32 protein-coding genes are annotated in these 24,614 nt (G+C 30.0%); all 32 read right to left on the bottom strand.

Going from position 1 to position 24,614, the window contains the following annotated elements:
• Window positions 1–126: 126 nt before the first annotated feature.
• Window positions 127–411: a hypothetical protein gene (locus ACQ65T_RS11410; RefSeq protein WP_430401198.1), complete on the bottom strand. Its 285-nt coding sequence runs from the start codon at window positions 409–411 to the stop codon at window positions 127–129.
• Entirely contained in the window at window positions 412–789 is a 378-nt protein-coding gene (locus tag ACQ65T_RS11405; RefSeq protein ID WP_430401197.1) for a hypothetical protein, read from the bottom strand.
• A gap of 181 nt (window positions 790–970) precedes the next feature.
• On the bottom strand, window positions 971–1,399 hold the full coding sequence (locus ACQ65T_RS11400) for a hypothetical protein (RefSeq protein ID WP_430401196.1): 429 nt from the start codon (window positions 1,397–1,399) through the stop codon (window positions 971–973).
• Window positions 1,400–1,561: 162 nt separating this feature from the next.
• Window positions 1,562–2,059, bottom strand: coding sequence for a hypothetical protein (locus tag ACQ65T_RS11395; RefSeq protein WP_430401195.1), 498 nt, complete (start codon window positions 2,057–2,059; stop codon window positions 1,562–1,564).
• A 152-nt stretch (window positions 2,060–2,211) separates the two neighbouring features.
• Window positions 2,212–2,832: a hypothetical protein gene (locus ACQ65T_RS11390; protein WP_430401194.1), complete on the bottom strand. Its 621-nt coding sequence runs from the start codon at window positions 2,830–2,832 to the stop codon at window positions 2,212–2,214.
• A gap of 149 nt (window positions 2,833–2,981) precedes the next feature.
• Entirely contained in the window at window positions 2,982–3,530 is a 549-nt protein-coding gene (locus tag ACQ65T_RS11385) for a transglycosylase domain-containing protein (protein ID WP_430401193.1), read from the bottom strand.
• 160 nt (window positions 3,531–3,690) lie between these two features.
• Window positions 3,691–4,764: a DUF6794 domain-containing protein gene (locus tag ACQ65T_RS11380; RefSeq protein WP_430401192.1), complete on the bottom strand. Its 1,074-nt coding sequence runs from the start codon at window positions 4,762–4,764 to the stop codon at window positions 3,691–3,693.
• 196 nt (window positions 4,765–4,960) lie between these two features.
• Entirely contained in the window at window positions 4,961–5,344 is a 384-nt protein-coding gene (locus ACQ65T_RS11375) for a hypothetical protein (protein WP_430401191.1), read from the bottom strand.
• A gap of 150 nt (window positions 5,345–5,494) precedes the next feature.
• Window positions 5,495–6,703, bottom strand: coding sequence for an RNA-directed DNA polymerase (locus ACQ65T_RS11370; RefSeq protein WP_430401190.1), 1,209 nt, complete (start codon window positions 6,701–6,703; stop codon window positions 5,495–5,497).
• Between the two features lie 296 nt (window positions 6,704–6,999).
• Entirely contained in the window at window positions 7,000–7,296 is a 297-nt protein-coding gene (locus tag ACQ65T_RS11365; RefSeq protein ID WP_430401372.1) for a four helix bundle protein, read from the bottom strand.
• A 124-nt stretch (window positions 7,297–7,420) separates the two neighbouring features.
• Window positions 7,421–8,212, bottom strand: coding sequence for a DUF1566 domain-containing protein (locus tag ACQ65T_RS11360; RefSeq protein ID WP_430401189.1), 792 nt, complete (start codon window positions 8,210–8,212; stop codon window positions 7,421–7,423).
• 5 nt (window positions 8,213–8,217) lie between these two features.
• Window positions 8,218–8,706, bottom strand: a complete 489-nt coding sequence (locus tag ACQ65T_RS11355; RefSeq protein ID WP_430401188.1) for a T9SS type A sorting domain-containing protein — start codon at window positions 8,704–8,706, stop codon at window positions 8,218–8,220.
• Between the two features lie 237 nt (window positions 8,707–8,943).
• Window positions 8,944–9,444 (bottom strand): hypothetical protein, encoded by a 501-nt coding sequence (locus ACQ65T_RS11350; RefSeq protein ID WP_430401187.1) that lies wholly within the window; start codon window positions 9,442–9,444, stop codon window positions 8,944–8,946.
• A 181-nt stretch (window positions 9,445–9,625) separates the two neighbouring features.
• Window positions 9,626–10,228, bottom strand: a complete 603-nt coding sequence (locus tag ACQ65T_RS11345) for a hypothetical protein (protein ID WP_430401186.1) — start codon at window positions 10,226–10,228, stop codon at window positions 9,626–9,628.
• Between the two features lie 165 nt (window positions 10,229–10,393).
• Window positions 10,394–11,077 (bottom strand): hypothetical protein, encoded by a 684-nt coding sequence (locus ACQ65T_RS11340; RefSeq protein ID WP_430401185.1) that lies wholly within the window; start codon window positions 11,075–11,077, stop codon window positions 10,394–10,396.
• A 178-nt stretch (window positions 11,078–11,255) separates the two neighbouring features.
• Window positions 11,256–11,552 carry a hypothetical protein gene (locus tag ACQ65T_RS11335; RefSeq protein WP_430401184.1) on the bottom strand — a complete coding sequence of 99 codons (297 nt, stop codon included), beginning with the start codon at window positions 11,550–11,552 and terminating at the stop codon, window positions 11,256–11,258.
• A gap of 3 nt (window positions 11,553–11,555) precedes the next feature.
• Window positions 11,556–11,975, bottom strand: coding sequence for a hypothetical protein (locus tag ACQ65T_RS11330; protein ID WP_430401183.1), 420 nt, complete (start codon window positions 11,973–11,975; stop codon window positions 11,556–11,558).
• 195 nt (window positions 11,976–12,170) lie between these two features.
• Window positions 12,171–12,623 (bottom strand): hypothetical protein, encoded by a 453-nt coding sequence (locus ACQ65T_RS11325; RefSeq protein WP_430401182.1) that lies wholly within the window; start codon window positions 12,621–12,623, stop codon window positions 12,171–12,173.
• A 654-nt stretch (window positions 12,624–13,277) separates the two neighbouring features.
• Complete coding sequence (locus ACQ65T_RS11320; RefSeq protein ID WP_430401181.1) at window positions 13,278–13,805, bottom strand: hypothetical protein; 528 nt, start codon at window positions 13,803–13,805, stop codon at window positions 13,278–13,280.
• Between the two features lie 177 nt (window positions 13,806–13,982).
• The gene (locus ACQ65T_RS11315) at window positions 13,983–14,597 is read right to left on the bottom strand and encodes a hypothetical protein (RefSeq protein WP_430401180.1); all 615 of its coding nucleotides are present in this window, start codon (window positions 14,595–14,597) and stop codon (window positions 13,983–13,985) included.
• Window positions 14,598–14,761: 164 nt separating this feature from the next.
• Window positions 14,762–15,241, bottom strand: coding sequence for a hypothetical protein (locus ACQ65T_RS11310; protein ID WP_430401179.1), 480 nt, complete (start codon window positions 15,239–15,241; stop codon window positions 14,762–14,764).
• A gap of 203 nt (window positions 15,242–15,444) precedes the next feature.
• Complete coding sequence (locus ACQ65T_RS11305; RefSeq protein WP_430401178.1) at window positions 15,445–16,137, bottom strand: hypothetical protein; 693 nt, start codon at window positions 16,135–16,137, stop codon at window positions 15,445–15,447.
• 160 nt (window positions 16,138–16,297) lie between these two features.
• Window positions 16,298–17,026 (bottom strand): hypothetical protein, encoded by a 729-nt coding sequence (locus ACQ65T_RS11300; RefSeq protein ID WP_430401177.1) that lies wholly within the window; start codon window positions 17,024–17,026, stop codon window positions 16,298–16,300.
• A gap of 149 nt (window positions 17,027–17,175) precedes the next feature.
• Entirely contained in the window at window positions 17,176–18,012 is an 837-nt protein-coding gene (locus ACQ65T_RS11295; RefSeq protein ID WP_430401176.1) for a hypothetical protein, read from the bottom strand.
• Window positions 18,013–18,179: 167 nt separating this feature from the next.
• Complete coding sequence (locus tag ACQ65T_RS11290) at window positions 18,180–18,845, bottom strand: hypothetical protein (protein ID WP_430401168.1); 666 nt, start codon at window positions 18,843–18,845, stop codon at window positions 18,180–18,182.
• Window positions 18,846–19,001: 156 nt separating this feature from the next.
• Entirely contained in the window at window positions 19,002–19,373 is a 372-nt protein-coding gene (locus tag ACQ65T_RS11285; protein ID WP_430401175.1) for a hypothetical protein, read from the bottom strand.
• 11 nt (window positions 19,374–19,384) lie between these two features.
• A complete protein-coding gene (locus ACQ65T_RS11280; RefSeq protein ID WP_430401174.1) occupies window positions 19,385–19,723 on the bottom strand; it encodes a hypothetical protein in 339 nt (112 codons plus the stop codon).
• A gap of 191 nt (window positions 19,724–19,914) precedes the next feature.
• On the bottom strand, window positions 19,915–20,769 hold the full coding sequence (locus tag ACQ65T_RS11275) for a hypothetical protein (RefSeq protein ID WP_430401173.1): 855 nt from the start codon (window positions 20,767–20,769) through the stop codon (window positions 19,915–19,917).
• A 173-nt stretch (window positions 20,770–20,942) separates the two neighbouring features.
• Window positions 20,943–21,890, bottom strand: coding sequence for a transglutaminase domain-containing protein (locus ACQ65T_RS11270; RefSeq protein ID WP_430401172.1), 948 nt, complete (start codon window positions 21,888–21,890; stop codon window positions 20,943–20,945).
• Window positions 21,891–22,038: 148 nt separating this feature from the next.
• Window positions 22,039–22,536: a hypothetical protein gene (locus ACQ65T_RS11265; RefSeq protein WP_430401171.1), complete on the bottom strand. Its 498-nt coding sequence runs from the start codon at window positions 22,534–22,536 to the stop codon at window positions 22,039–22,041.
• Between the two features lie 162 nt (window positions 22,537–22,698).
• Window positions 22,699–23,496 (bottom strand): cation transporter, encoded by a 798-nt coding sequence (locus ACQ65T_RS11260; protein ID WP_430401170.1) that lies wholly within the window; start codon window positions 23,494–23,496, stop codon window positions 22,699–22,701.
• Between the two features lie 179 nt (window positions 23,497–23,675).
• Window positions 23,676–24,476 (bottom strand): hypothetical protein, encoded by an 801-nt coding sequence (locus tag ACQ65T_RS11255; RefSeq protein ID WP_430401169.1) that lies wholly within the window; start codon window positions 24,474–24,476, stop codon window positions 23,676–23,678.
• Between the last annotated feature and the right edge of the window lie 138 nt (window positions 24,477–24,614).

The following is a 24,614-nucleotide window of genomic DNA, read 5'->3' as shown; positions in this document are numbered from 1 at the left end:
TTCAGTGGCTTTGGTTAGACACTGACCAAAGCAAATATAAAACAAAATTACGAATCATAGAGGTTTTTCCGAAGGAAAAACCAAGCCTAAGCCATTGAACAAAACCGTTGTTGTGCGTTCGCTTTTTTATTTACTAATTTCATTTTTTAATTCCTCTGATATGTTTTTCCATTTTGTGTGTTCGGTAATTATTAATTTACAATTACAATCCTCCGCTACACTTATTATATGTTTATACCATCGTAAATATGTCCAATCTTTTGGTTTTGGCGAATACAAAAAAAGACCTTCATTGTCCCAGTGAACTTCTGTTGCGGTTCTATAAATTACTGTGAATTTTACATTTTCAGGCTTAATATATAATCTTTCCGCTATATCAATTCCAATTTCGGTTATTTTATCTGATTCCATTTAGTTAAACATTTCGTTATATTCTTTCACGTGATTTGGAAATTCTTGCTCATAAAATGGATATGGAATTCCATCAATATTTATTTCAAAAATATCACTATCCATTCCAGTTATATAACTAGACATTCCAGTTATTTCAATGTTTTGCTCATTGACAATTTTTAAATTTGGAATATTTCTTGTCAAAATTAGTTTCTCTTCAGGATAAAATTCAAATTCTATTTTATTTTTCTCGCAATATTCCTTAAAAAATTCTGAACCTGATTTTACTTTGATAAAATTTATTTTTCCGAAAACTACTCCCATTGGTGCATCTGCTTTTTCAAGTTCAGTTGTTCCAATTATATTTTGTTCTAAAGTTATAGTATAAATTTTCATTTTTCTTTTTCGGTTTTCTGTCGCTCGAAAGTGACGCACAACGTGTTGCAGCTAAAAGTAGTGGCGATGAGCCAAAACCAAGCCAAAACAAATATAACGCAAACTTTTGAATTTTCGGAGAAAATTCGGAAGTATGCCCTTGCCTAAGCCATTACTTTTAACTGCTGTTAGCGGTAGTACATTAAATTTTCTGTAGTTCTTCTCTTGTAAGTGCTGGATTCATATTTTTTGTTATCAACCAACCAGTCCAATCCGTTCCCATTTTGTTGTAAAGTTTTAGGTAGAATTTCCCAATTACTGTAACGAATTTTAGATGACAATTCTTTTTTTCTTCTGGACTAATTGAAGCTAAAATTGAAACACCATTTTTTCGATTAAAATATTCATAATCGTCTTTTTGAAGATAAAGAGCATGTCCTTCAAATTCTAAACTCAAAAACCCTTTAACTTCTATGACTTTTCCGTCATATTTTTCAGGATTAGCAATTAATTGAATTAATGATATCTTTTCTGCGTTTTTTTCTGAGAATTCAAAAAGACTTTCCCCAGGATTTTGCGCAATACAATTATTTAATCCAAGTAAAAATATTGTTATAAGAAAATATTTCATGATAATTTGTTTTGTATTACCGCTAACGTTTGACGGCTTTGTTTCAGTGGCTTTGATTAAGCACTGACCAAAGCAAATATAAAACAAAATTACGAATCATAGAGGTTTTTCCGAAGGAAAAACCAAGCCCAAGCCATTGAACAAAACCGTTGTTAGCAATAGTTATTTTATCCTGACGACAGTAAGTTCAACTGTCTTCATTTTGTTCTTGTCGTAACGAGATGTGATTTCTATTTGTTTTTCAAAAATCGGTTTGAATTTCAAAATTAAAAGATCTTTATCGTCATGGATTTCTATAGTTTGTTCATTTTTCTTATATTTCCAATTCCAAGGAAGAATAGGAAATCTAAATTTTGAATTTTTCACACGCCAATTAAAATATAATTCACCTTGTCTTTCAAACTTTATTTCGACAAAGTCTCCATGACCAAAATATTCCATTTCATTTTCTGAATATAATTTTCCATTTCCAGACCATTTTGGAGATAAGTTAACATGTTTTATTAATTTTAAAGTGTCGGATTTATAGAAAATGCTGTCTTTATTATTAACAAACCAAGCAGTTTTTACAAAATATTTTTTGTCGAATTTTTGAGCAATAATAAAGCAAGACTGAAAAATCAGAATTAATAAAAGCCCGAATTTTACTAAGTTTTTCATATAATTATTGCTAACGTGTTGCAGCTAAAAGTAGTGGCGGAGAGCCAGCACCAAGCGAAAACAAATATAACGCAAACTTTTGAATTTTCGGAGAAAATTCGGAAGTATGCCCTTGCCTAAGCCATTACTTTTAACTGCTGTTGTGGCTAGTTTTAATTAAACGGCTCTGAACTCGAAATGTATTTCATATCGCCTAAATAGATTACAGCAGCAATAATAGAAATAATCCAGCAAATTATAAGAAATGTTACTAAGCTAAATTTAGTATTATTTAATTTTTTTATTTCAGGTGTATTTTTAAAAAAAAATGGGATTAAGCATAAAATAAAGCCAGAAAAGCAAATAATTCTCATGAAGTTTTTGTTTTTCGTTTTATGAATTCCAGCTAAATCATAGTTTAGTAATTCTTCATTTCCTACGTTTAACTTAAAAATGTCATTACCAAATTTGCTGATTGTAATGGTTGTGTCTTTATGAATTAATTTTAAAAATTTATCTTTTGATATATATTTATAATCTATTCCTCTAATCTTATATTTATTTTCATTGCTATTTAGTTCAATATAATAGCTTGCCCATTTTCCTGTCGGTTTTTTAAAAACGGGCTCTTTAGTTAGTTTTATTTCAACATTTTCAAGATCATTTAAATTTGGATGTTTTATTGAAAAAAATGTAAAAACAAAAAGGAATAAAAATATAAAAGCAAAAACTTGAAATCTGTTTTTTTTATCATTCCATGCTAATTTATTCCAAGATTTGTCATTTTTACTCATAGTTTTCAAAAATTAGCTACAACGTTTTGCAGCTAAATTTCTGTGGCGATAATTAAGCTACGACTAACACAAATATAGAAAAACATTTCAATAAGCGTAATATTTTCGGCTGATAAAACCCAAGCCAAAGCCATGAAATTTAACTGCTGTTATAAGCCGGTTTTTCCCTCTATAATTCTTTGATAAATCCTAACCTTATTCATTAGTCTTTCTTTTCGTCTTTTTGGATTGTATAAGCTTGGATTCTCAAGCATTACTACAAGAACGAGTTTCTCTTCTGTGTTAAGTTGTTCAAGGCTTTTTTTAAAGTAGAACTTTGCGGCATCTTTAATTCCGTTGTTTCCAAATAAATAGTCGGCATTTAGAAATTGAAACTTCAAACAGTCTTCTTTCGAAAACTCTTTTTCAATTTTCATTACATAAATCATTTTTATTATTGAACGTTCATGTCTATATGGTCCTATATATGTTGTTGAAACTTCACATTCGCATTTTTTGTTTTTTCTTTTTTCGGCCACTTTATTGTAAGTGTCTACGTAAAATTTTAAATCCTCTTTTTTAGTTTCTCTTATTTTAGAAGTTAAATAAACAAATTCCTCATTTTCAAATAAAGGATTGAAATCACTTAATAACAAGTTGTAAATCACAATAAGTATGATTAAAACTAAAGCTATAATTTTTAATGTTTTTTTAACCATAGAATTTTTAAACTGGCTTATAACGTGTTGCCGCTTGTGGCAGTTGCGTAAATTTATAACAAAAGATTACAAGTACAAAACTCCTCGTGGAATTTTCGGAGAAAATTCCGAACACACACCGAGCCTAGCAATTGCAACAAACGGCTGTTATGCACTGTGTTTATTCATTTATTTGCCAATTAGAGTAATTAAACCAAAACACTTTTCCAATTTTCATTATCTCTATTTTTCTTTTTTTAGGTTTTTCGTATTCTTGGGTTTTCTTATTGTAGATTAGCGAGTTAATGTTGTCGTAAGCAATAATGCCTTTTTTGTCGCAACTTTCAAGTAATTGTATTTTTATAGAATAATATTTTTCGTTTTTTTCAATGATTTGACCTTTTGCTATGCAAATATCCTCATCATATTTTATTTCTTGCTCATTAGAAATGTATCCATTAGGATATTTAAAGAATACAATTTCTCCTATTTTGTATTTTTCAAATTTCTCTTTTTCAAAAGCTTCGTTTTTCTCTTTAACTTCTTTCCAATATTTTTTTGAGAATTCAACTTGTTCTTCCAATTTTATGTCTTCTTTTCTCAGATATCTTTCATAACTAGTCAATATTGTTCCAGACATATCATCAGCATGATAGATTCCTAAACCATTAAAATAGTTTGATAACCTAGAACCTCCCCAAAGTCCCCAATTGTTTCTTAACCACATTCCAAAACCGAAATGCATTCCCTTTTTAAGTTTTTCTAATTTAATAGACGTACTGTCTTTCCATATTTTGTTTATTTCTAAAAAACTGTCTTCAAGATTTTTCGGAATATAAACACTATTTAAGGTGTCAGCTGTATATTTTATTAATTCTTCAGCTTTCCTTTTTTTTTCTTTAATTTGAAAAGGTAGTAAAATTGCTTTTTCGTCAAATTTTCCATTAAGTAAATAACTTTTAAAAGCAATAAGAATTGCAATTTCTTGTTCTTTAGGTATGTTGATTCCTTTATTGTCAAAATACTTAACAATTTTTGGACTAGGAACACTGTCATTTGTCCAATTTGAGATTTTATTATAGTGACCACCCCAAGGTCGAATAAGATAAATTAAACTGTCATTATTGGTAATTTTTATTTTTTCTTGTAAATCATTAGGGCAATCTTTGGAGAGTAACTTAACTGCTGTTTTTAGATTTTTAGGCGCGGCTTTTTTTTGCCCATAATTTGCTAAAGGTAAAAGTACTGATAACATGATTATAAGCAGTAAGTTTTTCATAACATTGTGCATAACGTTTTGCAGCTAAATTCCGTGGCGGAACTTTGCTACGACTAACACAAATATATACAAAACATTTCAATAAGCGGATTTTTTTCGGCTGATAAAACCCAAGCCAAAGCCATGAAATTTAACTGCTGTTATGCGCTTGTTGTAAATTATTTCTGGATTTTCAATTTGAACCCTTATCATCTTCAATTTTAAATTTTAAAGTGTCTGCGTTTTTTATTATTGAAAAAAAATTTTCATTTTTCATTTTGAATATTTTATAAGGCGCATCGATATCGGATATTTCACGCACTTCTTTTTCTTTAATCCAACTAGGTAATGATTTATTTTGAATCAACGGACACCATGAATATACATAATAATCTCCAGCGAAATTTTTTAAAGTCAAAATCCCTCTATTTTTTTCAACTCGTCTAACAAATCCACTATCTATAGTTGTATTATTTTCTATAAAATTTAAATTGTTTTTTTTCTTGCAGCTAACAAACAAGATAAAGAAAGCTACTGTGAAACATTTAATTAAATTTTCGATAGGTTTTTTATTCATGATTTCATTTTGAAGTTAGTTTCGAGTCAACTTGCGCATAACGGCCCTGGGCTAAAAGCTGGTGGGCAATAAATATCACCTAACTGTCCACTAGCACAAAAGTAAATAAAAAGCACTAACCTTTAATAACCCATAATCGCCCACTTGATTTTAGCCCATGTTAGCGTTTCGTTGGTTCTTTTTCACTGGTCTTACTTTCAATACAAATTTTGCAATTCCTCCGCTAAGATATACGTGGTTAAACCAATAACCCGAAAGCCTTTTAAAGATCATTCTCTTTCTTAGTTTGTAGCTTTTGTAATGCTTCATTATACCTAAATATGAGTTCATACTGCTCAAGAATGCGGCTTTTTCTTCTTTAGTGGGTTTGTGGTCGAGAACTATCTTATTTTGCTTTTTGATAGCGTTATAAAAATTTCCTTTGGTGCGGTTGGCTATATAGATGCGATTGGGTTTGATAACCGTTCCTAAAAACTTTACGCCTTTGGTATAATGCTGCAAATATATTTTTTTGGGGTGAATGGTTGTTTGTAATTCCGATTGCAAGTACTCCGAAAGTTTCGGTATAAGTTTTCTCAAATACTCTTTATCCTCATGCACTATCACAAAATCGTCTACATATCTACCGTAATGTCGTATTTTCAAATCGTGTTTAACGAAATGGTCGAAGCTGTCCATATAAAAATTAGCAAATACCTGACTGGTTAGGTTGCCTATGGGTAAACCACAATTAGGTTTGCTGTGAAAAAGGCTTTTGGTTTGGGGTAAATTATCCCAATCGCTTTTGTTTCCCTTGATAATGCAGTTCTTTGTTGGGTCGTTGAATATTACTTGTTTGCATAGTTTTACTATCAACTCTCTGTTTGCATTTTGGTACTTTTCTTTGATAAACTGTTCAAGTTTTGCAAAAAGTATGTTTTTGTGTATGCTCATAAAAAAGCCCTGCAAATCGAGTTTTAATATATAGCAGTCTTTGGTATAATTTGACGAACATTGACGAATAAATCTATCAATACGTTGAATGCCAAAATGAGTGCCTTTTCCCACTCTGCAACTGTAACTGTCATAGATAAACTGTTTTTCAAATAGATGGTTTAATTTGCCTATGATTAAATGATGAACCACTCTATCTTTAAAATCTGCTGCAAAAATCTCTCTCTTTACAGGTTTATCTACTATAAAAGCTATGGAACTACTAATGGCATAAGTGCCACTTTCTAACTCTTCTTTTAGCTGTATTAATTCTTCTTCTAAATTAAGCTCAAAAGCCAAGGCATTTATAGTATTGCGTTTGTTTTTGCGGCAGCTATAATAGGCTTTAAACAAATTTGCTAATGGAATAGTCTGTTTCTCTAACATAAAATTGTTGCATAAAAAAGGCGACAAAAATGCCGCCTTTTTAGTAAGAAAGTTTGAAAAGCTCGAACTGCACGCACGTTGTTTGTGTTGTTCTTATTGTTGTTGTTCTGATTACCATTGTTGAAATTCTGTTTCCACGCGTTATTGTTATCGTTCTCCGTAGAACTCCAGTAGTAATGCAACACCTTAATTTTTGAACCATTACCGAATGGCAAGGAGCACTATTCTGCTAAATAGTATCCTATATAGCTAAGGTGCCTTTTCAAAATAAACGCACACTTGGTAAAACCTTGGTCTTACACAATTCTGGCGTTAGAAGTAGTACTGTTTTTCCAGCCTACAACTTGCTTTCCTATACTATTCATTAGGTCTGCCAAAACACTCTGCCGTTTTATAGACACGAGTTTTAAATCTACACAAACCCTAATTTCTAATTTTAATATTTCAAAGTTATCTAAAAATTCATTTAAAAAGGTCGTCTTTTCTTGTGCTCTGTTAGCTCTGTAAATACAACGCATTAATACGAGCACATCGCGCTCCATATCTCTACCCAAACTATACTTGTATTCTTTGGGGAAATTTTTGGTGCTTATAAAATTTCTAACACCAATTTATAAGTATCTCTGTAAACCGGTAACTCAGTATGTAATGCCATTTTTAAAAAATAAAAACCGACCGCTTACGCGGTACTATTTAAATTGATAAATAATTAAATAACTAAAAAGCTCGAACTGCACGCACGTGGTTAATGTTGAGCTTATTGCCTTCGTCCTGAAGACCAACGTCGAAATGCTGAAACCACGCGTCATTGGATCTGTACTCCGTAGAACTCCAGTAGTAATTTGCGTTTAAGGTTGCTCCATTTCCATTATCATAAACTAAATACATAAGATTCAATTCTCTTTTGGTAGGCAAACGCCAATCTTTAAATTTTTTGCCGTTATAATCGTGATTAGAGGCATTGCTTAATAAATCGTTTGCCTCGTACCAATACGAGGCACCTTGGTCTTGCATTGCAACCACCAAACCGTGAGAACCAACACTATTTACCTCTATAACATAACCACCTAACTCTGCATAAAAAGTGTTTACATTGTAGGTTGGTTGTTTTACAGTTTTTGCATGCAAAGCATAAGGTACGCTTAACAATTGGCTGGTTCCTGTTATAGTGTAACTGCTTCCTCCTGTAGGGTCGGTTTCTGTTTTTATAAAATAGCTGCTTGTAGACCAATCTATAGTCGTGAAATCACCACTTACTACAGTTCCTGTGCCAATTTCTAATGTTACTAAACCGTTAACATTGGTTGTAGGTGTTTGGGTTTCTACATATACTGCTGTACCTGTTGCTGTGGTTCGTAAAATGCTTATTTGCATACCTACAGGTTGGCTTGATACTAAATTATCGCCACTGTCTCTTACAACAGCTTGATAACTCATTTTTTCCGGCGTTTGGGCAAAAGTGCTTGCAGTCATTAATAGTACTGCTAAAAATGTGTATAATTTTTTCATATTTTTTAGTTTTTGATTATTTTAAATGATTGAACTTTTTTATTTTCTTGGTTTACAACGTTTATAAAATAAGTAGCTGTAGGCAAACTGTTCATGTTTATTTGCGTTTGCTGGGCTACTATTTGTCCGTTGTTTAATAATTTCCCTTGCATATCGTAAAGTTGATACGTCAATTTTTCATTGTTGTAATCGCTAATTTGAAAGGTTAAATTATCGGAAGTAGGGTTAGGAAATACCAAAAGTGAAATGTTCAGTTCGGTTTCTTTAATTCCTAGTGTAAAAATTTCGTAGGGCTGTTGTACGCCTTGACTTACTGTGCCAGAAGCAGCCGTGTTTGTAGTGTAAACTACTTGTCCTACGCTGTAAGCTACGGTTCCTCCGCTGCCCGAAGCATCACCGCCTGTGGCGTTGGTAGATTCTTGAGCTTGTGCCAAGCCCGCCCATAGTAGTCCTGCTGCTAGCAGTAGAATGGGTCTTGATTTGTTTTTTGTCATCTTTTTTTTGTTTTAATTGTGAATATTCATTTTTATTTATCTGTTTTTGTTACTGTTTGTCTGTGTCGTTTCGGTTTTTCCAATGAACGCTAACGTTTTGCAGCTAAAAGAAGTGGCGACGAGCCAAAACCAAGCCAAAACAAATATAACGCAAACTTTTGAATTTTCGGAGAAAATTCGGAAGTATGCCCTTGCCCAAGCCATTTTTTTTAACTGCTGTTAGCCGTTCGGTTTTTATTATTTATTTATTCGATTCTTATACCAACTTTCTATTTTTTCGATCTCTTTTATATCAGTTTTTGGACTATTTGTTAGCCCTAAATTAATTTTCTTATTCTCAATTAATGAGTTCATAAAAATTATTGCAAATCCGCCAACTTCTGCTTGTTCAGTTGTCATAAAAGATGAATAAATATTTATATAACTACAGCATTTTTTTTTAGACTTTATGAGTGACATTAAATATTCAATATCCTCATTTTTTACCCAATTTTCTGGAAATTCTCCCGACAAAGTAATTAGGTTTAGACTTTCATTATCAGCATATTTTTCGGTAAAAAGTTTAATAAATGATTTTACATTCAAGTCTTTTGGGCGTAAAGTTTTGATACTATCTTTTTCTTTCTTATTTATTCTTATTTCTTTATTATTTTCTCTATTTGAGTTTTTTTCTACAAATCCAAAACAGACAATTATTATAAAAAATATAGAGAATAAAAAATATGTGGTTTTCTTCATTATTTCTGTTTTCATTTAGCTCCGCCAAACTGACGGCTAACGTGTTGCAGCTAAAAGAAGTGGCGACGAGCCAAAACCAAGCCAAAACAAATATAACGCAAACTTTTGAATTTTCGGAGAAAATTCGGAAGTATGCCCTTGCCTAAGCCATTACTTTTAACTGCTGTTATAAGCAGGCTTTTTATTTCAGTTCGTTTAATATTACTTTAAGTCCGTGTCCGATTGTGTCTTTCTTACTTTTGTAACTTAATAATTCAAAGTGTTTAATATCATTTTGAAATTTCAAAGGTTTTATAACAGCAAATTCGTAAAACTCTTTTTCTCCTCTTCCAAGTTTAATGTTTTCAAAATAAATTGTATCGTTTTTGATTTTATAATTACCTTTTGTTTCTGTCATTCCAAAACAAACGCTTTTCGCAGTAAATTCATTATTTTCTTTAAGTTTTAAAGTCGTCATGCAGCCCGCAACACCTTCTCTTTCTGCGATTAATATGTTTTTAGCTTCAAATTTTTCAAAGTTGATAAACCCAAACGGTTTGAGAAAAGTCAAGGTCAAAACTGTTATCAGCAGACCAATTGTTACTATTCTTTTTTTGTCTTTGAACTTATCTTTAAAAGCAAAGTAAATTTGACGAATTAACGCAATGTTAAGAACTAGAAAAAGAATGAATAATATTAAGAAAGTTGGGAATGCATAAAAATCAAGTTTACCTTTCCAATAGTAAGATGTATTTACTATGATAAAGAAAATGATGGTTGTTGTTATTAATCCTTTATTTTTCAAGTACATTTTTTAAGCTTGCTTATAACGTGTTGCAGCTAAAAGAAGTGGCGACGAGCCAAAACCAAGCCAACACAAATATAACGCAAACTTTTGAATTTTCGGAGAAAATTCGGAAGTATGCCCTTGCCTAAGCCATTTTTTTTAACTGCTGTTGTAGGTAGTTTTTTATTTATTTTTGGTAAATTTTAGTTTACCTGGATTAAATTTATTTTCCTCAATATAATCTGAGTCAAGGAACAAATTAACTGTTTCAATTTGATTGTCAACCATTATATACGATTGATTTATGTTAATCATTTCTTCATTATTTACTATTGTATCCCTTTCAACAATTTGATAAAGTTGACCTTGTAACCTATTACCATAATAGTTTTCAAATTTAAAGTTAATTATGTTGGAGCTTTTTGATTCTACATATCTAATAAAAATGCTGTCTTTATTTTGGTCGCAATAACTAAACTGTATCCTTCTTCGGTTCTGCTTATTCAACTTTAAGTTTTCATATTTTGTATGTAAAGTGATTTGACCTTTATAAACGTTAGGTTTGTTTGTTTTTGTTAATATTAAATCATAATAATTACTCTTTAAAGTGTCAATATTATTATTTATAAATAGTTTATATTGATTTGATATTGTGTCATTATTTTCTGAAATATAAATTTCAACTTCTTCAACCTTTCTGTTTTCAAAGTTAATTCTCATCCATTCTCTTTTGTATAAAGTATCTTCTTCTGTTGCTATTAATCTATCTCTTAGTGTTCTTTCACTTGTCTTGTTGTATTTTTTACAAGAAAAAATCAAAATTATTAATATAAAGAAAGTAATTATTTTGGATAAATTTAAATTCATTCTATGTGTTTGTTTTTAAAGCGATATTTTAAAATTACCTACAACGTCCCGGCGCTTGGCGAGGTTGCGAACTTCGGAACCGATTATTTTCTGTTAAAGATAAAATTTCTTGCGAGAAATAAACGTGTATTTACTGCAAAATTCGCAATCTTGCCAAACGCCTGTTAGCGGCTGGATTTTAGAAATTCCCGTAAAATTTAGAGATATCAAAATAATATTTTACTTCTTCACCGGTTGGTTTTATAAAAGTTAAAACGTCAAAAGGTTTATCTTTATCATTAAATGTAAGACCTTGACTTTTCATTTTACAGTCTCCACATTTTTCTCTAACTATTTTATATTCTTGCTCAACGCTTCCGACTTTTATTGCTTTTTCCATTGAGCTTCCGTCATTTGAAGTTTGGTTTTGAGTTGAAGCACAATTTAGAAATGTAAAGCATATTGCTATTACAAAAATGTATTTAATATTTCTCATAATTTATTCGTTTTCATATTCTAATTTAGTATCGATAAATTCATATTCTTCATTATTTTGTTCAATGCCCATTTGTTTGGCTTTGAACTTTATGTGATTATCATCAATAATTTCATAGCTATATATATCGGTTTTTCCATCGTTGTGATATTCATAAAATAAGCCATCTTTAATAGACCATTTTCCTCTTTCTACCATATGTTCTACTTCACAATTTTCAATTGTAGTAAACATTAATATAAAAGTTCCGTCTTTATATCTATTTTGTATCCAATGTTTAGTTAAGCCTTCTCTTTGATTGTCTTTTTCGGATCCAGTCCAACTACCAATAAACTTTTTTTCATCTTTTTTATTGTCTTTTAGAATTGTAAATGATAAACTTACAATTGAAATAAGAACCACAAATAATAACGTCTTTTTCATTTTTATAATTTTTAATATTATTTTTTTTCTACGATTTTTGGTAATCTTGCCGCTAACGTGTTGCCGCTTGTGGCAGTTGCGTAAATTTATAACAAAAGTTTACAAGTACAAAACTCCTCGTGGAATTTTCGGAGAAAATTCCGAACACAAGCCAAGCCTAGCAATTGCTAAAAACGGCTGTTATGCGCAGTTTTATTAAAGCTCTATATTCTTAAGAACTCGATTTATTAGTTCAACACTAAATGCACCATCGTTTTTTTTCTCATCAATAGGCTCAAAATTAATTTCAAAATTTGTATTTGAGTCAAACAAAGGACAAATAAAAGTTATGTAATATTCATTTCTCCAATTTTTAAATTGTAAATATTTATTGTCTGATTCAATCATTTTATCAACTTCAAAAGAATAGACAGAATCGAAGTTTTCAATAAAATTTTTTAATTCAACCTTTTGTGTTGGATTTATATTATTATAATTTCCTTCAAGAATAATGAAAGTATCATTTTTAAATTGTCCAATCTTTTTATTAAGTCTCCAACTTAAAGATTTTGTTAAATCTTTTTTTCTTGTTTTTCCACTTTCTATTTTTCCAAAAAAATCATCGTATTTGATAACTTTTTCACCTAAAATTAAATCTAAAATTCCCATAAATTCTTTTCGTATGGCTTAATTGTGCATAACGTTTTGCAGCTAAATACCGTGGCGGAACTTTGCTACGACTAACACAAATATATACAAAACATTTAATTTACCGCATTATTTTCCGCTGAAAAGCCCAAACCAAAGCCATGGAATTTAACTGCGGTTATAACGCGTAAACTAACACAAAGTTAAAACTCAGTTTACACACAAAGAATTGCTACGTTCAGTTCGGAAGTAAGTTTTAAGGTTTTTCAATTCATTGAAAAAAAATAGAGTAGAAGTGTTCAATTTTTTTAAATCCAAAACTTTCCAAACTCTGGATAAGTAGAAAACTGAAAAGTTCGCAAACGAAAGCTAAAAATTCGGCGAGTGAAACTCCACCTAGAAATTCAAATTCTGAAGTTTTTCTGAAGCCAAATTAAGTTCAAACCAATAAAGTTCAGTTCGGATATTTTCGGTGAAAATTTCTGTTTTTCGAGTTTTATTAAACAGCTTTTTTACACGCACAGAGTTTATGCGTTATAACGTGTTGCCGCTTGTGGCAGTTGCGTAAATTTATAACAAAAGATTACAAGTACAAAACTCCTCGTGGAATTTTCGGAGAAAATTCCGAACACACACCGTGCCTAGCAATTGCTACAAACGGCTGTTACCAGCAGTTTATTCTTGCTTCCATTTACCATTTTTCCATCTATATTTTTCAATATGTCCAAGGCTACAAGTATAACCAAAACCAATACTTACAACTGCTGTCTTATAATTTTTATCGAATATTGGTTTACTTATGATTAAGATTCCTTTTGGACAAACTATCAAATTTTCGTCTGTAAATCTCAATACATCATTATTAACTAAATTAAGTTTGTATTTGTTTATAATATCGCTATTAATTTTAAAATTTCTGGTTTGATTCTCTAGGCTATCTAAACTTTTATCAGATTTTATTTGAAGTTTTTCCATTATGATTTTTTTTGTGCTAATTGCAATCAATGGCATTTCTTCTTCTCTAATTTCTAAAAAAGTTTTTTCAGGAATTTCAAGTAAGCAGCAATCGGAAAAAGAGTTGTCTTTTAAAACTTGTTGAATTAATTCATTTGCAACAGAATTATATTCAGGTAAAATAATTTGTTCTGTTTTTTGACAATTGAATAACGATAAAGAAATTACTATTATGAATAATTGTTTCATTTCCGAATTTATGTTCTTAGTGTTAAATTGCTGGTAACGTGTTGCCGCTTGTGGCAGTTGCGTAAATTTAAGACAAAAGATTACAAGTACAAAACTCCTCGTGGAATTTTCGGAGAAAATTCCGAACACAAGCCAAGCCTAGCAATTGCTACAAACGGCTGTTAGTGGATGGCTTTATTATAACTCTATTGTGAAATCAGACATTCTCATGCCTTTGCCATAAATTATCTTTTTTCCAACGTCAATTCTTGCTATAGCAGGCCAAACATAACCATAATCACCACCTTTTTTGTTAAAAGTATCAAAAGGGACTAGCTCGACATTCTCTTTGTTAATTATCAATATGACAAAGTTTTCATAATAATCTTGATCATATTTTAAATCGTCCTTTCTTAAAAAGGTAACAAAGTTATTTAAATCAAGTTCAGTATTAAAAATATTTTGGCCAATTTCTAATTTTGAAATATTAATCTTGGTATTAAATATTTTTGGCTCGTTTTCTAGTTCAAGTAGATTGGCTTTTGATATTTCTATAAAATCAGTTTCTGTTTTCCAAAATATAATTTCATTATCAATAATCATTAGACTTGTTCCAAAAGGAATGCTTAATAAGTTTTTTTCTTCAGAACTCCAGAAGAATTTAAATTCTCTCTTTTTAGTAATTATTAATTCCTTCGCCATTTTTGTTTTAATATCAAATTTGACTAAAGTATTTAAACCTATTTTTCGAATAGATTTATTCAACTCTTTTTGATTAAAAAAATATGGAAAATAATATTGTTCTGGTGTCATTTTTCGTTTTTTCGAGAAGCTTTCCACTAACGTGTTGCCGCTTGTGGTAGTTGCGTAAATTTATAACAAAAGATTACAAGTACAAAACTCCTCGTGGAATTTTCGGAGAAAATTCCGAACACAAGCCAAGCCTAGCAATTGCTACAAACGGCTGTTACCAGCAGTTATTTTTTCTTCAATTTTGTTATTAATTCATTTACGCTTTTCAATTCAATAGAAGGAAAATCGTTTATCATAATTGAAGAATCACGAAGCATAATTCTGTTATATATTCCACTATGACTTGGATAATCTTCTTTGATTAATTTTTTTTCAGAAAGTTCATTTATACTTGTTAGAATTAATTCACTTTCTTCTTCAGTTAGTTTAATTCTTTTAATAGATTCTGTAATTTCAGGTTCTGTTCCGTTTTTACAATTTTTAGTTTTTTCAATATAATCAGCTAAAAGTTGTCCTTCTAAATCATCTCTATAAATTGTAATAATTTTTTCATTTCCACCCCATTCTCCACACTTATCATCTACAGTTAGAATTTCTAATTGGTTTACACGATTTATATAAAGTAAAAGGTTTGCTTTAGATTTCTTTTCACAGGCAATAAATAAAAAAAATATTCCAATCAGAATTATAAATTTATTTTTCATATTAAAAACTTTTTATCATAAAAGTGCATTAGATTCTTGCTCTTGAGGAGTAATTGCTGGTAACGTTTTGCAGCTAAAAGAAGTGGCGACGAGCCAAAACCAAGCCAAAACAAATATAACGCAAACTTTTGAATTTTCGGAGAAAATTCGGAAGTATGCCCTTGCCTAAGCCATTACTTTTAACTGCTGTTGTAAGTAGTTTTTTAATAAATGGTTATTCCTGATATCTTTTCAGGCTTCTCATCTATAAATCTGGTTGAAAATTTTATATGACCATCACCAATTTCACCAAACGTTATTAATTCTGTCATTTTTAATTCGTTTTCTAATGAGAAATTTATACAGTGTAAATCAATTGCATTAATTTTTTTGAAAAGAGTATCATTTCTAAGTATTTTTCCTTTTATTATTTCTTTTTCAAATTCTTGAATGTCAATAGTTTGATTGTTTAGATAATTAGTTAAGTTTTCTGAATCTCCTCTAGCAATTTTTAAGATAAACTCTCTTGTTGTTGTTAGATAAAAATCTACTTTACTCAATTTTTCTATTGAGTATTTATATTCAAACTTCTTGTCTGGAGTTTCAATAATTACGACAATTAAATCTCTATCATCCTTTTCTTCTTGATTTAAATTATCGTACAAAGTTTTTGCTGAAACAGACGCTAGATATTCAGGTGGGTAATTACCATTATTTATATCAACGGCATCCTTTATTTGTATTTCATATGAATCAACTGAACCATTTTTGGTGTCTGTATAATATGCAGTTGATATCGTAATGTTTGTTGAACCACAATATTCAGCTATCAAATTTCCAGCTTTAGATAAATTCTTAAAATCTTTACAACTTGTTAAGATTAGTGCACTAAATGCGATTAAAATTATTTTCTTCATTCTTAAAATTACTTACAACGTTTTGCTGCTTTGCATCAGTGGCTTGTGATTCAAGACTGACCACAACAAATATAGACAAAATTACGATTCGTAGAGGTTTTTCCGAAGGAAAAACCAAGCCAAAGCCATTGTGCAAAACAGTTGTTATAAGCAGCCTTTTTTATTTTTCAGTTACTATTGGTTCATAACTTTTCCATTCTTCATTTTCTTTATAATAATAGAATTTTACTTCTGCACCTTCATCATGAATTATTACAGTAAATGATATATGTTTATTATATATTTCAACATCTTCAAATTCTAAAAAGAACTTTTCGTTAATATCTTTTTTATCTGCAAAATAGGTTTTTCTTCCCTCTATTTCAATATTTGCATTTAGTTTATGATAATTAGCTATTATAGGTTTTCTAGTTGGCAATTCTTCAAAATGATAAAATTGGCTAGTAGCAGATGAATTTAGAGCCAAGTTTAAAATTTTCTCTAATTCATTAACTTCTTTTTCGTTAGTTCCAATAATTTCTGGATAAGATAAACCACACTTCATCTTTTTAGGATATTCTTTAGAACTTTTTACATAACCATATCCTAACTTAATATCAATAAGAATTGTATCTTCTTGAATAATATAATTTTCATTTATTGTTCCATAAGTATCTTTAAAACCTTTCAGTATTTTTAAGGTATCATTTTCAATTTGATATTTTCCTTTCACAGTTGTATTTCCAAAATGCCCATTTGAAATTCTTGTGAAATCACCATTTTTCTTAAATTCAAAATCCCAAAAAGTATCAGCCCAACAACCACTAAAAGATTTATCAATAGTTTGTGCTTTCGCAATTTGTACAAAATAAAATATAAAAATGAAATATGTTATTTTATTGATTTTCATAAGGTTGCTTATAACGTGTTGCCGCTTGTGGCAGTTGCGTAAATTTATAACAAAAGATTACAAGTACAAAACTCCTCATAGAATTTTCGGAGAAAATTCCGAACACACACCGAGCCTAGCAATTGCTACAAACGGCTGTTAGCTGCCGTTTATTTTAGATTAGCAATCATTTGTTCAACATATGGCTGAAATCTTTTGTCACTTTGAATATTTGATTCCTTTATCCATCTATAAAAATTTACATGATCTTTTTTTAAATAATAACCTTGTAAGATATTATATGCATTTTCTGGTTTATAAGATTTATCAGATATTTTTGAATCAAAAAGGTTGAATGTGTTTTCCGCGTCTTGTAAATTTCCATTTTTTGCTTGTGAAAAAATCAGTTCTTTAATTGTGTATGCAGTAACAGGTTCTTCTTTGATAGATTGCATTAAAATCTCAATTGCCTTGTCATAATTTTTTAAGCAGTTATAGGAATAAGCTAATTCAACCTTTAAACCTTCATATTTAGGATTGAGTAGATAGGCACTATTTAAAAACTCTAATGCTTTTTCACATTCTCCCCAACCATTATACATATATCCCCATCGATATTGACGCTCAACAGTATGTTCGTCCTCTTTGTAAAATTTTAGCCAATCCGGAACTTTTTGAATACCAAGTTCAGAAAATTTAATTTCAGGTATAAAAGCTACCAAAATATTATTTGGTTTTAATCGATATTTCATAGAACCATCAATTTCTCTCCTTTTAAAATTATATTTACCATTTTCATCTATTTTAAATGAACCTTCGTAATCAAAAGTTAACCCTGCTTGTGAATCTATATAAATGAATCCTAAATTATATGAACCTGAAGAATCGGCTGGAAATGCGACCCATTTATCTTCGCTTTGGACAAACTTCTTGTCAAAGACTAACTCGGTTTGAGCAGAACCGAAAATTGAAATAAAATAGAGTGTAAAAATTATATATTTTCTCATGTTAAGTTGGTATTTTAAATGGCAGCTAACGTTTTGCAGCTAAAAGAAGTGGCGACGAGCCAAAACCAAGCCAAAACAAATATAACGCAAACTTTTGAATTTTCGGAGAAAATTCGGAAGTATGCCCTTGCCTAAGCCATTTTTTTTAACTGCTGTTACCCGTAGTTTTATATTTCGTCAATAATCCTTTGGACTATTTCACCGTTTTTTATTGCCCAAGTAATTTCATAAGAACCAGCCCCATCTGCACATTCCTGTTTTATATAAAAAACACTTTCATATTCGTAAATGACAAATTTTGAATTTTCAATACTTGAGTAATTTCCTTCACTGAATGAAACATTATAAAGGTCATCATAAAGTTCTGTATTCAGGTTGATTGTTTTTCCTTTCCATTGTAAAGACATTGAATTTACTGAAAAAGATATATTTAATGGAATTTCTAATCCATATTGAGATTCTTTATGTGCAATTTTATTGATTCTGTCAGCCTTAATAAGATTAAACTTTAGTACAACATTATCTTGTGAGTATTTATTCAAATTGTCAATAAATATGATTTTTGATTTAGGAATGAAGCCATAAATATTCTTACTATTTGTTTTCGAAAATTTATCTTGGATAATTTCAACATATAACCAATCTGAATTGGTTTCATGATTTTCTGCAATTAAAAAAACTTCATTTTTTTTTATAATATAGATAGTGTCAGAATCAAATTTAGGCTCACTATTTACAATTAATTTATTTGCAAAAGTTATAGCCTCATCTTGCTTTTGTGCAATAATGTGCGATGAAAATAAAATAAATAAGGTAAGTATGTATTTAGTCATTTACAATTACGGGTAACGTGTTGCAGCTAAAAGAAGTGGCGACGAGCCAAGACCAAGCCAAAGCAAATATAACGCAAACTTTTGAATTTTCGGAGAAAATTCGGAAGTATGCCTTTGCCTAAGCCATTACTTTTAACTGCTGTTGTAACTAGTTTTTTATTCAGAATATCCAATTTCATTTAGTTTTTGCCAAGATATTGTTTTTAATTCCTTAGCTTCTTTCCTTATTGCATCAATTCCTATTTCTGTAATCAATTCTTCTACCAATTCATATAGTTCTATAAAGTTGGGTATTTTTTTATAGTCTTCTTTGAATACAGAATTTATTCCTATTGCTGGATATTTATTGCCTAAGAAATCACTATATCTGACAAGTTTATAACTTATACTTTTAGGAAAACTATTAAACTTTACAGGAAGTAAACTTATGATGACAATTAAGCATTTTATTATTTCATCAAAGTTAGAAAACTCCGTGTAGATTGGAGGTTCAATTATTAAAAATTCTTTATTGTTAATTATATACATTCTTTTACTGTTTAGCTAAAAAACTCTAATAGACCTCCAATAATAACTAATATTCCAAAACCTAACATTATATAACTCCAAGTTTTGTTTGGAATGTAAAAGAAATGATTAAACATTTCAATTTTTTCTTTTTTACCGTCAACGATAATGAAATCTTCGCTAGTTAGATATGTCCAAATAAATGAGATTAAAAAGCCAATTCCAATCATTATTTGTTTAAAAGATTCTGTCGCAAAATATCCACCAAAATTTCTACCTAATTCACCACTAAGTATTAAAAATCCAATAGCCGGAACAATTAAGAAAACAGGTATTAGAATTCCACGGTTTTTATAAATTAAAAAAATCATTTTGTTTTCATAATTAAGTTATTGAATCCTTCGGTTTTTTTTAAAATTAGTTACAACGTTTCGGCGCTTGCAGTCAGTGGCTTGAAATTTAAGAATGACCATTCCAAATATACAGAATTGTTTCCAACTGCGTTTTTTCCGAAGGAAAAAACCAAGCCCAAGCCATTGCTGCAAACGGCTGTTGGCAGTAGTTATTTTGTCAACTTCCCATTTTCGTCCCATACTCTATATGTTTTGTTTTTTTTGTCTCGAATGGAATTTATTTTGCCACTTTCATAGTAATATTTAGACAGTATCGCTTTACCATTTTCAAATTCGTTATCATATTTTATATTTCCATTGCCATAATAACCATAACATCTACCTGTTGGACTTCCATTAATAAATTCTTCAAAGTCAGAAATCTTTCCATTGTTGAAATAGCAAATGATTTTCCCAGTATATTTTCTGCTGTCTTTGTACAAAATATTTTTTTTATACAATCCTGATAAAACAAGTTTTCCGTTTTCGTTAAAGTATTTTACGTTGTATTCATCTTCTTTTATTTTATCATATTTTTCAAATAAATTCCCATTTAAATAATAATAGTATTGCAATTTATTTTCTATGAACTTAAACTTCGGCTTTCCATTTTCCCAATAATCTGTCATTTCATTTTTATCATTGTCAAATTGCTTTTCAAAATTTCCGTTTTCCCGATACATAATACTTTTACCAATTTGATTGCCAAGATTGTATTGACGAACCCACTTCTGTTTTCCGTTTTCATACCAATCAATGTATTTATTATGACATTGATTATTTTTTGCTTGCCCGATTGATTTCTTCTTTCCTGATTCATAAAAGAAAACATCGACATATTCCGTTTTAACTTTATAAAAACGTAAAGATTTTATTTTTTTATTTTTGTAAAAAGTAGTGTCAACGGAATTAAAATTCTTGGCTGATATTTCAAGAGAATCTAATTCATTTTCAATGATTGATTTTTTCTTGCAGGAACAGAAGATTAGAAAGCTTAGTAATGAAAGTAATATTGTTTTTTTCAATTTAGTTCAATTTTCTACGGGGTGAATAATTACTGCCAACGTTTGGCCGCTTGTGGCAGTTGCGTAAATTTATAACAAAAGTTTGCAAGTACAAAACTACTCATAGAATTTTCGGAGAAAATTCCGAACAAAGACCAAGCCTAGCAATTGCCGCAAACGGTGGTTAGCACCAGTTATTCTAGCTTAAAGTTAATTATATCATCATATTCTTGAAAAAAGCCATCATCATCAGTTTCCATTATATTTACTTTTAAATATGCGATTTTCCCAATTGTTTGTTTTTCAAATCTTATATAATCTTTACCATCTTGATTAAAAAAAGTAGAATTAGGTATATTTTCAAAAATTAAATTATCAGTGCTTATTTCCAATGTTGCTTTTGTATTATTTATATTTGACTTATAAGTAAAATAATAATAATTGTCATCTTTTAAAATTTTAGGTATTTCTTCAAAACCTAATTTGAACCACATTGCATTTATAAATAATGATTTGTTGAACTCTTCTAAACTTAAAGGTTTTTCTAATAATTGCCATTCTGGGTTTTCTGGAAAATGAGTTATTATTGCTCTTTTTGGGTCAATGTCAAAATAATAGTCAGAGACATTTAAATCGCCAGAATTACCCCAGGTTGTATCAACTATTCTCCATTTATCATTAATTTCTATTACATTCCAAGCGTGAAGAAAATCTGTGTCTTTCTCTAGTTCAACATAATGATTTCTTTCATCTCGTATATAACCAGAAATTGAATAGCAAAATATATCTGTTCTATCCATAAAATGTTTGAACAATTTAGAGTATCCTAAACAAATTGCTTTTCTTTTTTCAAAAACAGATTCTGCCGAAAGATTATAGGAATATTCTTCATCGTAATCATAATCTGTATTATTCATTCTATTTAGTAAGTCAAAATCATATTTTATATTTAACCCAATCCAATAATAAAAAAACTTTGCTTTTTCATAATCATCAGTAATATTTGCGTTGGCATATCTTACAATTCCTTCAATTGTGAAAGTTTTACCTGATAACTTTTCAGCTAAAACTTTTCCAGACTTACTTTGAGAAAAGCTAAAGTTGAATAAGATAAAAAATATGATTATATATATTTTTTTCATAATTGGTGCTAACGTTTTGCGGCTTTGTTTCAGTGGCTTTGGTTAGACACTGACCAAAACAAATATAAAACAAAATTACGAATCATAGAGGTTTTTCCGAAGGAAAAACCAAGCCCAAGCCATTAAACAAAACCGTTGTTAGCAATAGTTATTTTATCCTGACGACAGTAAGTTCAACTGTTTTCATTTTGTTCTTGTCGTAATAAGATGTGATTTCTATTTGTTTTTCAAAAATCGGTTTGAATTTCAAAATTAAAAGATCTTTATCGTTATGGATTTCTATAGTTTGGTCATTTTTCTTATATTTCCAATTCCAAGGAAGAATAGGAAATCTAAATTTTGAATTTTTCACACGCCAATTAAAATATAATTCACCTTGTCTTTCAAACTTTATTTCGACAAAGTCTCCATGACCAAAATATTCCATTTCATTTTCTGAATATAATTTTCCATTTCCAGACCATTTTGGAGATAAGTTAACATGTTTTATTAATTTTAAAGTGTCGGATTTATAGAAAATGCTGTCTTTATTATTAACAAACCAAGCAGTTTTTACAAAATATTTTTTGTCGAATTTTTGAGCAATAATAAAGCAAGACTGAAAAATCAGAATTAATAAAAGTCCGAATTTTACGAAGTTTTTCATATAATTATTGCTAACGTTTTCGGGCTTGGCGAAGGTGGCGATTTTCACCACAAATGTTGATGCGGAGAACCAAACTTTGATTAACCACAAATGTGTCTGCGGAGCACTGAACCGCCACTTTTGCCAAACCCGTGTTAGCAGTAGTGGTTCTTTCTTCGGTCGTCATTTTGATAGTTTTAGAATTTTAAATGCTCCTTGTCCAACGATGAAAAATACAATTGTCCCTACGATAAGGTCAGGATATTTTGAGTTTGTCAAATAAACAAGTCCGCCCGCTACAATAACTCCAAGGTTTACAATTACGTCATTTGATGTGAAAATCATACTGGCTTGCATATGTGCTTCTTTGCTTTTACTTTTTTGCAGTAGATACAAACAAAGTCCGTTGCCGATAAGTGCAAGAATTGAAATAATTATCATTGTCTGAAAAGCTGGAATTGTTTCCGTTCCAATAAATCGTCTGATAACTTCTATAAAACCAAAAATTGCAAGTGTCAATTGAAAGTAACCTGCCGATTTTGCAATGTTCTTTTTTCGTGTCATTGTTCCGCCAACTGCAAAAAGTGCAAGTCCGTAAACAATACTGTCAGCAAGCATATCTAAACTGTCGGCTACAAGTCCCATTGAGTTTGATATAAAACCTGTCGTAAGTTCAAGTGCAAAAAAGAAAAAGTTTATGGCTAAAACTTGCCAAAGCAATATTCTTTCTTTGTCTGTGTTGTTAGTTGATGCTTCGTAATTGTCTGCCGAAATGCTGTCTATGAGCGAAGTGTCAAACTTTAAGTTGTCAAGTCGTTGAAAAATTTGGTCGTGGTTGTCGGTGTGAAAAACGGTCAGTTGTCTGTTGGGTATATCAAAGTCCAACGAGTTGATATTTGTCAAGTCGGCAAGTTTCATCCGTATCATTTGTTCTTCGGATGGGCAGTCCATTTTTGATATTTTAAATGTCGTTTTCTGCATTGTTTATTGTTGTCGGTTGGGTCGTCTTACCATTACTGCTAACGTGTTGCCGCTTGTGGCAGTTGCGTAAATTTATAACAAAAGATTACAAGTACAAAACTCCTCATAGAATTTTCGGAGAAAATTCCGAACACAAACCATACCTAGCAATTGCTACAAACGGCTGTTATATGCCGTTTTTAATTTAGAGAAATTAAAACCAAATCTTCCTCTGTTATTTTTAAAATAGTAAATTTCATACCATAGTTTGCCAAACTAATACTTCCATCATCTTTATCTTCGATTACACCTGGATTGATATTTAAACGTGGTTCGTAATAAAATATGACTTCAAAACTATTTGATTTTTTTAAATTGAAAATTTGATTAGATGAATCTTTGAATGAATCTTTTTTTTCGAATAGCCAAAATTGTGTTGGATTTATTTCTTTTCGTGATAATTTTAATGTGTCACCAAATTTTAGTGGTTTCAATAAGTTTGGATAAAACCATTTGCCTTTCAACATTTTTTTTATCAGTTTGATTTCGCTATCTGATTTTAATTTATATTCTTGAATTTTTTCTTTAAAAAGCGATTTTCTAAATTCGAAGAAATCTAATTTATCTAAATGGCAATAAGTACGTAAAGCTATTGTGGTGTCTGTTAATTTGACGGTATAATCAGTAATAGCTGAACTTCGGGTTTCACAATTGTCAATATTTATTGATTTTAGATTTTCGATAAAATTAACACAAAGTTTTTTCTTTCTATTAGAAAGTTTCAGTATCCAAATTGAATCGTTTTCTAATTTTGAAGTTCTTTCAAAATTCTTGCTCTCAACATAAAATTTCGTACCTTTTTTAAATGTTTTCAGTTGATAGAAGTTGATTGACTCATCACCGTAAAACAAGTCAATTGTAAAAGTATTGAAATCTTTTCCTTGTGAGAAACCTACAAAATTAGAAAGCAAAATAATTAAATATATAATTTTTATTTTCATCGTAATTCTAAAATGGCATATAACGTTTTGCAGCTAAAAGAAGTGGCGACGAGCCAAAACCAAGCCAAAACAAATATAACGCAAACTTTTGAATTTTCGGAGAAAATTCGGAAGTATGCCCTTGCCTAAGCCATTTTT

It is taken from the genome of Flavobacterium sp. (genome assembly GCF_965284515.1).
Classification (GTDB): Bacteria; Bacteroidota; Bacteroidia; order Flavobacteriales; family Flavobacteriaceae; genus Flavobacterium.
The sequence above is the reverse complement of the archived record's forward strand: the minus strand, read 5'-3'. Positions and strand labels throughout refer to the sequence as shown.